This window comes from Intestinimonas sp. UBA1698, assembly GCF_002320075.1.
Classification (GTDB): domain Bacteria; phylum Bacillota; class Clostridia; order Oscillospirales; family Oscillospiraceae; genus Intestinimonas; species Intestinimonas massiliensis.
In genome coordinates this window covers 187,713-202,618 of record NZ_DCJO01000033.1, presented here as the reverse complement: position 1 = coordinate 202,618, position 14,906 = coordinate 187,713, and the positions used below count along the sequence as shown (strand labels likewise).

Annotated in this window: 15 protein-coding genes and 1 tRNA gene; 13 read left to right on the top strand and 3 right to left on the bottom strand. The window is 59.9% G+C overall.

Annotation, left to right across the window (positions count from 1 at the left end; translation table 11 throughout):
* Positions 1–117: 117 nt before the first annotated feature.
* Entirely contained in the window at positions 118–561 is a 444-nt protein-coding gene (locus B3H64_RS12070) for a recombinase zinc beta ribbon domain-containing protein (RefSeq protein WP_414653487.1), read from the top strand.
* Between the two features lie 4 nt (positions 562–565).
* Positions 566–2,203 (top strand): relaxase/mobilization nuclease domain-containing protein, encoded by a 1,638-nt coding sequence (locus B3H64_RS07975; protein WP_050618580.1) that lies wholly within the window; start codon positions 566–568, stop codon positions 2,201–2,203.
* A 40-nt stretch (positions 2,204–2,243) separates the two neighbouring features.
* Here the strand turns inward: B3H64_RS07975 and B3H64_RS07970 are convergent, their stop codons facing one another.
* Both B3H64_RS07970 and B3H64_RS07965 read right to left on the bottom strand, forming a co-directional pair.
* Entirely contained in the window at positions 2,244–2,681 is a 438-nt protein-coding gene (locus B3H64_RS07970; RefSeq protein WP_050618579.1) for a PIN domain-containing protein, read from the bottom strand.
* A complete protein-coding gene (locus B3H64_RS07965) occupies positions 2,678–2,893 on the bottom strand; it encodes a type II toxin-antitoxin system Phd/YefM family antitoxin (RefSeq protein ID WP_050618578.1) in 216 nt (71 codons plus the stop codon). Before B3H64_RS07965 ends, B3H64_RS07970 begins: the two co-directional genes overlap by 4 nt.
* A 385-nt stretch (positions 2,894–3,278) precedes the next feature.
* On the opposite strand from B3H64_RS07965, the gene B3H64_RS07960 reads away from it, so the two are divergent.
* On the top strand, positions 3,279–3,818 hold the full coding sequence (locus B3H64_RS07960; RefSeq protein WP_050618577.1) for a DUF4368 domain-containing protein: 540 nt from the start codon (positions 3,279–3,281) through the stop codon (positions 3,816–3,818).
* Positions 3,819–3,897: 79 nt separating this feature from the next.
* Positions 3,898–5,139: a DUF4368 domain-containing protein gene (locus B3H64_RS07955; protein ID WP_050618576.1), complete on the top strand. Its 1,242-nt coding sequence runs from the start codon at positions 3,898–3,900 to the stop codon at positions 5,137–5,139.
* A gap of 70 nt (positions 5,140–5,209) precedes the next feature.
* Here the strand turns inward: B3H64_RS07955 and B3H64_RS07950 are convergent.
* Positions 5,210–5,296 (bottom strand) — tRNA-Leu (locus B3H64_RS07950).
* A 165-nt stretch (positions 5,297–5,461) separates the two neighbouring features.
* Here B3H64_RS07950 and B3H64_RS07945 point away from each other — a divergent pair.
* The 9 genes from B3H64_RS07945 (at position 5,462) to pgsA (ending at position 14,746) form a co-directional block, all read left to right on the top strand.
* Positions 5,462–6,838 (top strand): hypothetical protein, encoded by a 1,377-nt coding sequence (locus B3H64_RS07945; protein WP_286734275.1) that lies wholly within the window; start codon positions 5,462–5,464, stop codon positions 6,836–6,838.
* 24 nt (positions 6,839–6,862) lie between these two features.
* Positions 6,863–7,549 carry a response regulator transcription factor gene (locus B3H64_RS07940; protein WP_050619602.1) on the top strand — a complete coding sequence of 229 codons (687 nt, stop codon included), beginning with the start codon at positions 6,863–6,865 and terminating at the stop codon, positions 7,547–7,549.
* A 146-nt stretch (positions 7,550–7,695) separates the two neighbouring features.
* Positions 7,696–9,114, top strand: a complete 1,419-nt coding sequence (locus tag B3H64_RS07935; protein WP_238073637.1) for a sensor histidine kinase — start codon at positions 7,696–7,698, stop codon at positions 9,112–9,114.
* Positions 9,115–9,208: 94 nt separating this feature from the next.
* Entirely contained in the window at positions 9,209–10,198 is a 990-nt protein-coding gene (locus tag B3H64_RS07930) for a DUF1385 domain-containing protein (RefSeq protein WP_050618573.1), read from the top strand.
* A gap of 29 nt (positions 10,199–10,227) precedes the next feature.
* Positions 10,228–11,091, top strand: a complete 864-nt coding sequence (prmC, locus tag B3H64_RS07925) for a peptide chain release factor N(5)-glutamine methyltransferase (protein ID WP_050618572.1) — start codon at positions 10,228–10,230, stop codon at positions 11,089–11,091.
* A 46-nt stretch (positions 11,092–11,137) separates the two neighbouring features.
* Positions 11,138–12,247, top strand: a complete 1,110-nt coding sequence (gene recA / locus B3H64_RS07920) for a recombinase RecA (RefSeq protein ID WP_094762446.1) — start codon at positions 11,138–11,140, stop codon at positions 12,245–12,247.
* Complete coding sequence (locus B3H64_RS07915; protein WP_050618571.1) at positions 12,234–12,875, top strand: regulatory protein RecX; 642 nt, start codon at positions 12,234–12,236, stop codon at positions 12,873–12,875. Before recA ends, B3H64_RS07915 begins: the two co-directional genes overlap by 14 nt.
* Positions 12,876–12,892: 17 nt before the next feature.
* Positions 12,893–14,212 (top strand): 30S ribosomal protein S12 methylthiotransferase RimO, encoded by a 1,320-nt coding sequence (gene rimO / locus B3H64_RS07910; protein WP_050618570.1) that lies wholly within the window; start codon positions 12,893–12,895, stop codon positions 14,210–14,212.
* Between the two features lie 6 nt (positions 14,213–14,218).
* Positions 14,219–14,746, top strand: a complete 528-nt coding sequence (gene pgsA / locus B3H64_RS07905) for a CDP-diacylglycerol--glycerol-3-phosphate 3-phosphatidyltransferase (protein WP_050618569.1) — start codon at positions 14,219–14,221, stop codon at positions 14,744–14,746.
* Positions 14,747–14,906 lie beyond the last annotated feature (160 nt).

The window sequence follows — 14,906 nt, the reverse complement described above, 5'->3', positions numbered from 1 at the left end:
TACAACGACCTGTGCCGGAAGTGTCAGCATGAGTGCAAACAGAGCTTCCGGGCTGTCGTGATCGACTGCCCCCATTACCTGTCCAAACGAGCCAAGCGAAAGGAGAAAACCGACTAAATGGAATTTGAATTTATGACCGCAGACACCGTTCTGCCGCCCTGTATGCCACTTCCCGCCGCCATGTTACGGCTACCAATCAGCAGCACCGCAAAGGTAATGTATGCCCGCCTGCTGGACGCCACCCTTGCAGGAGGTGCGGAGGATACCAACGGGATATTGTTTGTCCGTTTCCCCATTGTGGAGCTGGCAGCGGCCTTGTCCCGCAGCGCCGTGACCGTCAAGCGTTCCCTGAAAGAATTGGAGGACGCCGGACTGAAATCCCGCCAGCGCCCCCGGCAAGACGGGGAAACCAGCCTGTTTGCCGGGCTTATCAAGTGCGGCGAGTGCGGCAAGTCACTGACCATCCGCACCACCCACGCCAAGCACCCGCAGCAGATTTACGCCTGTAAGACCTATGGTGCGTTCGGCAAGAACCATTGCACCCAGCACCGGGTGGAATAAGCCGTTGGCAACGTTCAAACATATCAGCTCTAAAAACGCAAACTACGGTGACGCTGAAAAATACCTGACCTTTGCGCACGACGAGTTTACCATGAAGCCCACGCTGGACGCGGACGGGCGGCTTGTGCCGAGAGAGGATTACCGCATTTCCACCCTGAACTGCGGCGAGGAAGATTTTGCGGTTGCCTGTATGCGCTCCAATCTCCGCTATGGCAAGAATCAGAAGCGCGAGGATGTCAAGAGCCACCATTACATCATCAGCTTTGATCCACGGGACGGCCCGGACAACGGGCTGACCGTAGATAAGGCGCAGGAGCTTGGCGAGAGGTTTTGCTGGGAGCAGTTTCCCGGTCATCAGGCGCTCGTCTGCACCCACCCGGACGGGCATAATCAGTCCGGCAACATCCATGTGCATATCGTCATCAACAGTCTGCGAATTGAAAATGTACCGCTGTTGCCTTACATGGACAGACCCGCCGACACAAAAGCCGGATGCAAACACCGCTGCACCGACGCTGCGATGGAATATTTCAAATCCGAGGTCATGGAGTTGTGCCACGAAGCCGGGCTTTATCAGATCGACCTTCTGAACGGCAGCGCAAGCCGCGTCACCGAGCGCGAGTATTGGGCGAAGAAAAAGGGGCAGGCTGCGCTGGATCAGGAAAACGCCGCCCTTGCCGCAGAGGGCAAGCCCACCAAGCCGACACGCTTTGAAACCGACAAGGAGAAGCTGCGACAGATTATCCAAAAAGCTCTGAACGAATCGTTCACCGTCGAGGATTTTGCGCGGAAGCTCCTGCAATACGGCGTGACCGTCAAGGAGAGCCGAGGACGGTTTTCCTACCTCACCCCAGACCGCACGAAGCCCATCACGGCGCGGAAGCTGGGCGACAGCTTTGATAAAGCTGCCGTGCTTGCCGCTTTGGAGCAAAAAGCCCTGCGTCCTGAAAATACCCTCACTTCAAATGATGCTATTCCTCTTGACCGCACCCTATCTTCAAACGAGGGTGCATCCGGCAGGTCTGCCCCGAAGCAGAGCGTACCACAAGCCCCCTCCATTGGGCGCATGGTTGACCGTGAAGCAAAACGCGCCGAGGGCAAGGGCATCGGCTATGACCGCTGGGCGACGATGCACAACCTCAAGGCATGGTCAAAAACCTTCCTATACTTGCAGGAGCATGACCTTCTATCGCCGGATAAGCTGAACGCCGCCGTGGATGCCGCCGGTGCGGAAGCACGGGAAGCCCGCAGCCGCTATGATACAGCCGCTGCCAAGGTGACGGATAAAAAGGCATTGCTGGAAGCGATGGACAATTACCGCAAAACCTATCCTGTCATCAAGGAGTATCGTGCGATCCGCAAGGAAAAGGACAAGCAGAAATTCCATGCCGCGCATGAAGCGGATTTTATCATCAACGACGCTGCCAAGCGCCAGCTTGACAAGCTGGGCACACCCAAGCAGCTCCCGAAGCGCAAGGAGGTCGTTGCAGAGATTCAGTCCCTCGTGTCCCAGAAAAACGAGTGTTACAACGATTACCGCGAGAAAAGCGACCGGTTGCATGAGCTGATGACTATGCAGCGCAACTATCAGATGGCGATGCCGCAGCCGAAGCGAGGGCGCAGCCATGAGCAGGAGCGATAAAAAGCAAAATGCCGCCAGAAGCGGCGGCATTTGCGGACGGTCAATCCGTCTGATCTTCACTTGTTTCGGTCAGCAGCTCTATGAACGCTGCCGGAGCGTACACGGGGATCGGCGCTTTGCTGTAATCCTTCGTGTTCCGCGTCACGATGCAGTCCACGCCGGAGCGCACCGCCGTTTCGACCATCACGGCATCCTCAAAATCGGAAATCTCCGCTGAGATCGCCTTGCGGATGTCCAGCGCCGTAGTGTCCAGCAGACCGAACAACGCGCAGAGCTTAGTCAGAACGTCGCGGGTTGCTTTGTCGCTGTGGGTCTGCCGGTGTGTCAGATAGTAAATATCCGTGATAGCTTTCGCCGTCAGGAAGCCTTCAAACTGCCGGTTGGCACAGAGCAGGAAAATCGACTGCGCATCCTTGCAGAACGGTTCGCGGCTTTGCAGCGCGTCCACGATGACGCAGGTGTCAATGACAGCTCTCATATCCGGTTCAGCCTTTCTTCCTTCGCTTCCTCCAACGTCACATCAGCCGGAAGAATCCCGAACAGGGACTTGGCAATGTCCACTCTGTCCTGATGGGGATTGGAGAGCTTGGCGACAACCTTGCCGTTGCGGGTGATGAAAATGTCCTCCGTCGCTGCAAGCAGAAGATACTTTCCGAGATTGCTTTTCAGTTCCGTCGCAGTAATCGACATGATCTGGTTCCTCCCTTCGTGATTTGGTTCATTCTTATTATATCCGAATCGGACGAAATATGCAACCGATTCGTGCGAAATATTTTGTGAACCGTCCGATAACTTTCTGTGACCGAAATGGAGCGCACGGGAGCGATAATGACCCTCACTTGTAGTGAGGGTCATTCAGAGCATGATGAGCTAAGCTGCGTTAGCACGTTTTTCCGGGGCAAATATCCCGACCCGAAAGCGCACAGAACGCGCCGAAGGGACTTACCCATACCGCAATACCGCACGTTCTACAAACGGAGCGTACAGAGCGAAAAAAGCCCGAAAATGATACCGGGATTTACAATTTGACCGTCTGCCGGAGCGTGGTGCTTTGGCGACAGACAGGAGCGTGAAAATGCCGAGAATGAGCAAACAGCGGCGGTTGGAATTGGTACAGGTGGTGCTGACGGATATTCGCTGCAAGGCGTTGTGGGCGCAGAACAGCCGGGAGAGTCTGCGGGAACAGCTTCTCGCAAGAGAACACACGGCCAGCGTGGAGAGAACCCGGACGCTGCAAGCGGAATTAAACGCCATTGGCAAGCGGCTGCCGGAACTGGATAGATTGATTCAAGCCGCCTACGAGGATAAGGTCATGGGCCGCATCCCGGAGAGCGTGTGCATCAATTTGCTCAATCAATATGAGGTCGAGCGCAGAGAAAAGCAGGAGCGCAGCCGGGAGTTGACCGAGCAACTTGCCGTCAGCCGGGAGAGTGAGAAGTCCGTGGACGCATGGCTGGATATGATGCAGGATTACGCCCAGCTTGAAGAACTTGACCGCCCCACGCTGGTGCGGCTGATCCAGAAAATTGAGATCAGCGAACGCCATACTGTGGACGGTCATGAGGAACGGGATATTCACATCTACTACAATTTTGTAGGCTATATTGAGGAATGAAACCGTCATTCTTTATTCGAGGTTGTCTAACGAGTGGTACGCCCGGGATATTTCCCGTAAAATCCGAAGCTCCCAGCGTTTGCGCGGTAATGCCGGTGTCCCGCTTTCTCTGCCGCCCTACGGCTATGTGAAAAGCCCCGAAAACCCCAAATACTGGATCGTTGACGAGGAAGCGGCCGCCGTGGTGCGGCGCATCTACCAGATGTGCATTGACGGGTACGGGATCGACAAGACTGCCGCTATCTTTGAACAGGAGGAAATCCTGAAGCCTACGGAGTATTGGAAGCTGAAAGGCGTCAGGAAGCCGGGGAGAAAGCCTTTTTCCGAAAGCCCCTATCATTGGAGCTCAAACACGGTGAACAAGATATTGACCTCCCGCGAGTACATGGGGGATGTAGTCAATTTCAAGACCTACTCCAAATCCTTTAAGGATAAGCGGCGGTATGAAAACCCCGAGGAAAACCATGTGATCTTTGAGGGCGTGCATGAGCCCATCATTGACCGTCAGACCTGGGAGATGGTACAGCGTATCCGGGAGGGTACGAAGCGCAGGCAGCCGAAGAAGGTGGAAAAGAATATGTTTGCCGGACTTCTCTACTGCGCGGATTGTGGCCGCAAGCTGCATTTCAACGTCAATCACCCGCATACGGAACTGCAATACTTCAACTGCTCCAACTATCGGGGCAATCGGGGCACCTGCAATCAGACCCACTATATTCGGGTGGACGCGCTGGAACAGGTCATGCTTTTGGAAATTCGACGGCTGACGGCCTTCTTACAGGATAAGGAGGAGGACTTTGTAAAGTTGCTGATGGCAAAGACCCTGGAAGTGGCCGAGCGTGAGAGTGCACGGCGCGAAGAGGAACTTCGGGCCAACCTGACCCGATGTGCCGAGCTGGACGGGCTTTTCTCCAAGACCTACGAGGACAATGCCAGCGGAAAGCTGTCCGACGAGCGGTTTATGATGCTCACGAAGCGGTATGACGACGAGCAGCTTATCCTGAAAAAGAAAATCTCCGCTTTGCGGGCGGAGATCGACAAGGATAAGAAAAGCCGAATGAACGCTGCCAGCTTTCTGCGGCTTGTCCGAAAGTATACGGACATACAGGAGCTTACGCCGCTGGTCCTCCATGAAATGGTGGAAAAGATCGTTGTCCATCAGGCACAGGGGACCGGGAAAAACCGGACGCAGCAGCTTGACATCCACTACAACTTTATCGGCGTACTGGATATGCCGGAGGTTGCTTCTTTGCCGTCCAGCGTGACGATAGACACCCGACAGGGCGTGGCCGTCGAGTACATCACACGCAAGGCCGGATAAACGAAAACAGGAGCAATCTTTCGATTACTCCTGTCTACGGAATATTCATTGTCGTTATGAACATTCGACATGGTGCCGGTGGTCGGACTCGAACCGACACGATGTCGCCACCAACGGATTTTGAGTCCGTCACGTCTACCAATTCCATCACACCGGCAAAGGATACTCAAGTATTATACACAAAAAAAATCCGAATGGCAAGAGCGGAATTGAAACAATATGGGTGAAAAATCAAAAAATCCCCATACCCAAAACAACAGATATATGGTATGATACTTAGATAGATAGCAGCATGCGGTCAAAAGAAGGGGGAAAAGCGGACATGCGAGTGGCTCAATGCAAAATGGTCCTGGTGGCCGCGGTATTCCTTCTGCTGACCGGCTGCCTGTTTCAGCCGCCGGACGATCTCTACAGCCTGCCGGAGCCGCCGGCAGACTATCAAAACCTGTATACCAAGATTGACGAGGTCCGGGCCGCCGGTGCGGAGTACGCGGGCCCTGTTCAGGGCACCAACACCCAGCCCATCCAACTGGTGGACCTGGACGGCGACGGCGTGCAGGAGGCTGTGGTTTTTTTCCGTATCCTGGGGGACGAGCAGCAGCTTCAAATCTACATCTTCCATCAATTGGAGGACGAATCTTATGAGGTCCAGTCGGTCATCAAGGGGGACGGCAACGCCATCTACTCGGTAGACTATGAGAACCTGGACGATGATCTCCGAAACAAGGAGCTGGTGGTGAGCTGGCAAATCAGCAGCCTGGTCTATAATTTGGGTGCTTACCGCTACTCCGACCAGGAGGGGCAGTATGTGGAGCTGATGTTCACCTCCTATAACCGGTTCTCCCTGCTGGACATCGACAAGGACAACCAGAAGGAGATCATGGTGCTCAACCTCAACAGCATCCAGGGCGAGGGACAAGCCGATCTGTTCGACTACGACTCCAACGACAAGACCATGAACCTGCGGGACACCGCTCCCATGTCGAAGGAGATTATCAGCATATCCGCCATGCGAAACGGGTCGGTGAAAAACGGCGGCCTGACCGCTCCGGCGCTCTTCGTCACTTCCGACCTGAGCAACGGCATCAGTACCATCACCGACATCTTTGCCTGGCGGGATGGCCGCCTGGTCAACATCACGCTGAATACGGAGAGCGGAATGAGCGAGAGCACCCGGCGGGTGAACTCCATGCGTACGGTGGCGGCCCGGGACATCAACCGGGACGGCATCCTGGAATTGCCTCGGCCCAGTCTGCTGCCCGCCTACGCCAAGGAGAATGCCGAGAGCTTTTGGTCGGTGCTCTGGCAGCAGTACGACCTGCAGGGCAGCCCCATCCGAGTGTTTAACACCTATTTTAACGACTCGGAGGGGTGGTATCTGATCCTGCCCGATGCGTGGGACGGCGTGATCACCCTGGCAAAGAGCAACATTGTCAGCGGCGAACGGGCCACGACCTTCTATTACTGGAAGGATCAGGACCCCGGTGCGACGCCCCAAGAATTTTTGACGATCTACAAGCTGACCGGTCCCAACCGGGAGACCCGCTCCCGGACCGGCAACCGCTTCGTACTGATGGCCGACGGGGACAGCACGATCTACGCCGCCGAGTTCAAAAGCTGCGACTGGGACTGCGGGCTGGACGAGGAGGGGCTCCGGGAGCTCTTCCAGCTCATCCAGCCCGAGTGGCCCGATACCTGATAAGGAAAGGACGGAGTGCGGGAGATGAAAAAGGTACTGGTATTGGAGGATGAGGCCAATATCCGCAGCTTTGTGGTTATCAACCTGAAGCGGGCGGGCTATGAGGCCATCGAGGCAGACACCGGGGAAGAGGCCCTGGCCCAGCTCCGGCGCAATCCGGATATCAAGGTGGCCCTGCTGGATATCATGCTGCCCGATATGGACGGCTTCGAGGTCTGCCGCCGCATCCGGGCCAGCGATTCGAAGATCGGCATCATCATGCTCACGGCTCGGACCCAGGAGATGGACAAGATCACCGGCCTCATGACCGGGGCGGACGACTATGTGACCAAACCCTTTTCTCCGGCGGAGCTGACTGCCCGCATCGACGCCCTCTACCGCCGTACCGGAGGCGACGTGCCGCTGGATACCGGGGAGATCAGCCAGCCGCCCTTCCTCCTGAATACCCGCAACCGTACGCTGGAGAAAAACGGACAGCGGGTCAAGCTGACCCAGGTGGAGTACAACATCGTCAAGCTCTTCATGGACAATCCGGGCAAGGCCCTGTCCCGGGAAGAAATTTTGGACTCGGTCTGGGGTAGAGACTATTTTGGCGAACTGAAGATCGTGGATGTGAACATCCGGCGTCTGCGTATCAAGATTGAGGACGACCCCACCAATCCGACCTTTATCACCACAGTGTGGGGATATGGGTACAAGTGGGGATTTTAGGGCAAGGGCCTTTTGGTAGGAGAACCTTAGCACACGTGCCCGCCGGGTGGAATGCCCCTCCGCGCTCTGAGGGGCAAGTCCAAGAGCGCGTGGAGCCCCGGCGCACCCGCACCGGGAATGGCAGGTGATAGGAGGTGGAAATACATATGGCGAAGGTCAAGGGAATTCGAAAGCGCTGGATGCTCAACAGTATTTCCGCCGTCCTGCTCATCGTCCTGTTCGCTGTGACGGCCTTTTCCGTGGCCATTGCGGGGTATTTCTACTCCACCATGAGCAGCGGTCTGGAGGCCAAGGTGCGGGGCTTTGCCAACACCATCCGCAACGCCCAAAGCGCCTATCTCCAGACCGCCCGGGATACGGTGGAGGGCTTTGAGGAGAAAAACGTACTGGAGCTCCAGTACCTGAACGAGTCCGGCACCGTGGTGTACTCCTCCGCCCAGCTCACTCTGCCCGGCTCCTATCCCGGCACACAGGATGTCAACGAGGCGCTGGCCGGCAACGGGCAGTTCGTCCGCACCTGGTCGGGCAGTTCCCCGGAGACCGGGGAGCGCATCATGGCCGCCTCCGCCCCCGTGCTGTATAACGGCAGCGTCCGGGGCGTGGTGCGGGTGGTCACCTCTCTGGGCCAGGTGGACAAGCAGGTGATGGTCATCGTGGCCATCGCCCTGGCCATCGGGACGGTCATTGTCTCTATGGTGTACTTTTCCAACCTCTATTTTGTCCGCTCCATCGTGGAGCCCTTGGGCGTGGTCACCGACACCGCCAAGCGCATCGCAGCCGGGTCCTACGGCATCCAGATCGAAAAAAAATTTGACGATGAGATCGGGGACCTGATCGACGCCATCGACGACATGTCCCTGAAAATCAAGCAGTCGGAGCGCATGAAGTCCGAGTTCATCTCCTCGGTTTCCCATGAGCTGCGCACCCCCCTGACCGCCATCAACGGCTGGGCGGAGACCATTATGAACGGGGAAGTCCGGGATGCCGAGGACGTGAAGAAGGGGATGGGCATCATTGTGTCCGAGGCCCGCCGCCTGACCAACATGGTGGAGGAGCTGCTGGAGTTCTCGCGCATTGAGGACGGCCGCTTCACTCTCTCCATCGAGCCCATGGATATCAAGGCCGAGCTGGAGGACGCGGTCTACACCTACACCGAGTTCTTCCGCCGGGAGGGCATCACCCTGACCCACACCGACTGTGACGAGGAGTTCCCCCCCATTCCCGGGGACCCGGAGCGGATGCGGCAGGTGTTCTGCAATCTGCTGGACAACGCCGCCAAGCACGGCGGCTCCGGCAAGCGCATCGAGACCGCCATCCGGCCCGGCGCGGACAACGACGTGGTCATCACCATCCGGGACTACGGCCCCGGCATCCCCGCCGACGAGCTGCCCCACGTCAAATACAAGTTCTATAAGGGCAGCTCCAAGGCCAGAGGCTCCGGCATCGGCCTGGCTGTCTGCGAGGAGATCGTCACCCGCCACAATGGACGTCTGGACATCGGCAACGCCGAGGGCGGCGGCTGCATCGTCACCATCCGGCTGCCCATCGGCAACACTGCGGCCTGAAACACAGTAGAACAAAAGTTCGAAAATTTCTTGCATTTCCCATGCGAGTCTGATACAATACGATTGCATAAGCGTGAAGGAGAATTTCTGCACAATGCCAAAAGAAAACCAAGCCTGCGCCACGCCGTTCCGCACCATGATCGGCGGCCAGGCTCTGATCGAGGGCATCATGATGCTGGGCCCCGAGAAAAAGTCCATCGTGGTGCGCAGGCCGGACGGCGACCTGGAGATCAAGACCGAGCCGCGCAAGCTCATCAAGGACCGGCATCCGGTGCTGGGCTGGCCGTTCATCCGGGGCGTGGTCAATTTCTGCACGTCCATGTACACCGGCGTCACCGCCCTGATGTACTCGGCGGAGTTCTACCCGGAGGACGGGGAGGAGGCCGACGCCGAGCCTTCGAAATTTGAGCGGTGGCTGGACAGGAAGCTGGGCAGCGAAAAGGCCATGAGCTTCTTTATCACCCTGGCCGTCATCCTGGGCATGGCCTTCTCCGTGGGACTCTTTTTCGTCCTGCCGACCCTGCTCTCCGGCGGCGTGATGTATTTCTTCCCCGGCATCCCTCTGTGGGGGCGGAACCTGGTGGAGGGACTCACCCGCATCGTTCTCTTTTTGGGCTATCTGATTTTTTGCTCCAGAATGAAGGACATCCGGCGGGTGTTCTCTTACCACGGGGCGGAGCACAAGAGCATCTTTTGCTATGAGAAAGGGCTGGAGCTCACCGTGGAGAACGTCCGGGCCCAGCCCAAGCACCACCCGCGCTGCGGCACCAGCTTTTTGCTGGTGGTCATCGTGGTATCCATCCTGCTGTCCAGCATCGTCTTTTCCTTTTCGGCCTTCCACTTTACCAACCCGTTCCTGCGCACACTGGTCCATCTGGCCCTGCTGCCGGTGGTGGTGGGGATCACCTGGGAGCTCAACCGCTATGTGGGCGGGCACGACAACCTGATCTGCCGGGCCGTCCGACGGCCGGGTATGGCCATCCAGCGCTGGACCACCTTCGAGCCGGACGACTCCATGATCGAGGTGGGCATCGCCGCCCTCAAGGAGGTACTGCCGGAGGAGAAGGGCAAGGACCAGTGGTAAAAAGCAACCGTGACGAGAGGTGAAACGCCGTGGCGACCACCTATAATAATTTATATCTGGACACCCGGAAACGGCTGAAGGCGGCGGGGGTGGAGATGGCCCAGTTGGAGGCCAGAGAGCTGGTCTGCTTTGCCGCCGACAAGACCCGGGAGCAGTTTTTCCGGGACTTGCCCCTCTACGCCTCAGACGAGGTGGAGCGCAGGGTGGAGGAGCTGACCCGGCGCCGTCTGGCCGGTGAGCCGGTGGCCTACATCATCGGGGAATGGGAGTTTTACGGCCTGCCCCTGGACATCTCCCGGGAGGTCATCGTCCCCCGGGCCGACACGGAAGTGCTGGCCGAGCGCGCGATCCTCCTGGCCCGGGCGGCGGGGGAGGGGGCCCGGGTGCTGGACCTGTGTGCCGGAAGCGGCTGCGTGGGTCTGGCGGTGGCGGCCAACGCCCCGGACTGCCGCGTGGTGCTGGCCGACCTGTCCGAGGGGGCCCTGCGCATTTGCAAGCAGAACGTCCGCCGCAACAACCTGAACGCCAGGGTCACCTGCGTCCAGGCCGACGCCCTGACCCAGCCCGCGGCCAGCCTGTGGGATTTTGACGTTATTGCCTGCAACCCGCCCTACATCCCCCATCAGGAGATCCCCACCCTGGATGTCTCCGTCAAGGACTATGAGCCTTGGGGGGCGCTGGACGGGGGCATGGACGGACTGGACTTTTACCGGGCCGTGGCCGCCCGATGGGGCCACGCTCTCCGGCTGGGGGGCAGCCTGGTCTTTGAGGTGGGCGCCGGACAGGCCCCCGCCGTGGAGCTCATTCTGGCCCAGAACGGCTATGAAAATATCCTCACCCACCAGGACACCCAGGGGATCTGGCGCGTGGTGGAGGGGACCGTCAATCACTGAAGCATAGGGCCCGCCGGGGGGCGGCGCCCTGAGAGGAGAACAGCTTATGGCATCGAAAAAGCCTATGGTGGAGGCTGCTGCCCCCGCCTCCGACAAGCAGAAGGCACTGGAGACCTGCATGGCCCAGATCGAGCGGACCTACGGCAAGGGGTCCATCATGCGTCTGGGGGAGAACACCGGTATCGTGGTGGAGGCCATCCCCACCGGCTCCCTCTCCCTGGACCTGGCGCTGGGCATCGGCGGCGTGCCCAAGGGCCGCATCGTGGAGATCTACGGGCCGGAGTCCTCGGGCAAGACCACCCTGGCCCTGCACATCGTGGCGGAGGCGCAGAAGCGGGGGGGCGAGGTGGCCTTCATCGACGCCGAGCACGCCCTGGACCCCGGCTATGCCCGGGCCCTGGGGGTGGATATCGACTCCATGCTCATCTCCCAGCCCGACACCGGCGAGCAGGGGCTGGAGATCTGCGAGGCCCTGGTCCGCTCCGGCGCCATCGACGTGGTGGTGGTGGACTCGGTGGCCGCGCTGACGCCCCGGGCGGAGATTGAGGGGGACATGGGCGACTCCCATGTGGGCCTGCTGGCCCGGCTGATGAGCCAGGCTCTGCGCAAGCTGGCCGGCTCCATCGCTAAGACCAACTGCATCGTCATCTTCATCAACCAGCTCCGGGAAAAGGTGGGCGTGGTCTACGGCAATCCTGAGGTCACCACCGGCGGCCGGGCGCTGAAGTTCTATTCCTCCGTGCGCATCGACGTGCGCCGCACCGAGTCGCTGAAAAACGGCTCCGAGATCATCGGCAACCGCACCCGGGCCCGGGTGGTGAAGAACAAGGTGGCCCCTCCGTTCAAGGAGGCCGAGTTCGACATCATGTACGGCGAGGGCATCTCCAAGGTGGGCGAGCTGGTGGATCTGGGCGTCAAGCTGGACCTGATCCAGAAGTCGGGCTCCTGGTTCGCCATGGGGGAGACCCGCCTGGGTCAGGGCCGGGACGCTGTGAAGCAGTATCTGAAGGAAAACCCCGAGGTGGCCGAGCGCATCGAGGCCGACATTCGGGCCAACGCCTACAAGCTGATGAGCAGCCAGGCCAGGGCCGCCGCCCGGGCGGCAGGCCGCGCCGTGGATGTGTCCGCCGAGGACTTTGAGGATGCGGATCAGTAAAATTGCCCCCTCCAGACACAAGGATGGCCGCTGGCTGATCTGGCTGGAGGATGGCTCTCTGCTGCGGGTGGGGGAGGCTGAGATGCTGGACTTTTCCCTCCACGCCGGCCTGGAGCTGGACGATGCCGCTGCCGACCGGCTGCTGGCGGCGGCGCGGAAGGGCCGGCTCCGGGAAAAGGCCCTGGCCCTGCTCACCGCCCGGCCCATGTCCCGCAGGGAGCTCATCGACCGGCTCACCGCTTGCCCCCGAGACCGGGAGAAGCCGCCCCTGGCCGACGAGGCCCAGGCGGCGGAGACCGCCGACTGGCTGGAGCGGCTGGGACTGCTGAACGACGCTGAATACGCCCGGACGGTGGTGCGGCACTACTCCGCCAAGGGCTACGGCCCCTACAAGATCCGGGATGAGCTCTATCGCCGGGGGGTGGCGCGGGAGCTCTGGGAGGACGCTCTGGCCGAGACCGCCGATCCGTGTGCGGCCATCGACGCCTTCCTGCGCCAGAAGCTCAAGGGCGCCCCGACCGACCGCCGGGAGCTGAAGAAGGCTTCCGACGCCTTGGCCCGCAGGGGCTACCATTGGTCGGACATCAGCGAGGGGCTCCGCCGCTGGGGTGCGGATATTGAGGAATAAAAAGGAGTTATCGACCTTTGAAGATTGCATTTATCTCTCTGGGCTGTGATAAGAATCGGGTGAACACCGAGCAGATGATGGCCCTGTGCCAGGCGGCGGGCCACGAGGTCACCGGCGAGCCCGACGGGGCTGACGTGGCGGTCGTCAACACCTGCGGCTTCATCGACTCCGCCAAGGAGGAGGCCATCGCCACCATTCTGGAGGTGGCTCCGCTCAAAGAGACGGGGCGGCTGAAGAAGCTGCTGGTGGCGGGCTGCCTGTCCCAGCGGTATCAGGACGAGGTCTTGACCGAGCTGCCCGAGGTGGACGGCATCCTGGGCACCGGCAGCTATACCGACATTGTCTCTGCGGCCGAGGCGGCCATGGCGGGGGAGACCCCCAAGCTCTTTGGGGACATCGACCGGACGGTGGAGGATGGGGCCCGGCTGGTCTCCACGCCCTCCTATACCGCCTTCCTGAAGATTGCGGAGGGCTGCAACAATCGCTGTGCCTTCTGTGTCATCCCGTCCCTGCGGGGCCGTTACCGCAGCCGACCCATGGAGTCCCTGCTGGCGGAGGCGGGGCAACTGGCCGGCGCCGGGGTCAAGGAGCTCATCCTGGTGGCCCAGGATATCACCCGCTACGGCACCGACCTGTACGGCCGCCATGCCCTGCCCGAACTGCTGCGGGAGCTGTGCAGGCTGGACTTCCACTGGATTCGGCTGCACTATTTTTACCCGGACGAGGTCACCGACGAGCTCATCGAGGTGGTGGCCTCGGAGCGCAAGATCGTCAAGTATCTGGATATCCCGCTCCAGCACTGCAACGATGGCATCCTGAAGGCCATGAACCGCCGGGGCACCAAGGCGCAGATCGAAGCGTTGCTGAGCAAGCTCCGGGCGCGGATTCCCGGCCTGGTCATCCGCACCTCCATCATCTGCGGCCTGCCCGGCGAGGGAGAGGCGGAGTTTGAGGAACTGTGCGGCTTCCTGCGGGAAAACGCCCTGGAGCGGGCCGGCGTGTTCGCCTTCTCTCCGGAGGAGGGCTCACCTGCTGCTGATATGCCGGACCAGGTGCCAGAGGACGTGAAGCGCCACCGCGTGGAGCGGCTGGTGGATCTCCAGTCCGGCGTCATGGACGCCTGGAACGAGGCACGGCTGGGCACGGTGATGGAGGTCCTCTGCGAGGGCTTCGACCCGGATATGGGCTGCTGGGCGGGCCGGACCTATGCCGACTCGGTGGACGTGGACGGCCATGTCTACTTTACTGCCGGAGGCATGGTGCCCGCCGGGAGCTTTGTCAATGTGCGTATTACCGGCACCGCCGACGGCGATCTGACCGGAGAAATCGAGGAGTAAGGACCGATGAATACAGCCAACAAGCTGACCATGGCCAGAGTGGTGATGATTCCCATCTTCCTGGCGGTGCTCTATCTGGTTATTCCGCCCTACCACAACTACATCGCCCTGGCCATCTTTGTGCTGGCCAGCGTCACCGACTTCATTGACGGATATGTGGCCCGGCATTACGACCAGGTCACCGATTTCGGCAAGTTCATGGACCCTCTGGCCGACAAACTGCTGGTGGTATCCGCCATGCTGTGGTTCGTCCAGATCGGCCGGATGCCCGCCTGGTGCGTCCTGATCGTGGTGGCGCGGGAATTTGCCGTCACTGGGCTGCGGCTGGTGGCGGTGGACAACGGCCGGGTCATCGCGGCGGGCTGGTCGGGCAAAGTCAAGACGGCCACCACCATGGTGTGTATCTGCCTGATGCTGCTGCCCATCCCGGCGGCGGCCAATACCCTGTGCGTGGCCCTCATCGTGGCTACCACCCTCTATTCCGGCGTGGAGTATTTCGTCAAGAACCGGGATGTGCTCAACTGGAACAAGTGAGAGGGACATTCCGGCACTTGACACGAAAGCGGCGGAATGATAATATACTGAGGACATAGGAAAAACCGGCGCGGGGAACGGAAAGAGTAGCGCGGGGGTTGACCGGACAGAGAGGGAACGTCACCGGCTGAAAGCGGTCCCACGGGAGCCCCGAGCGAAG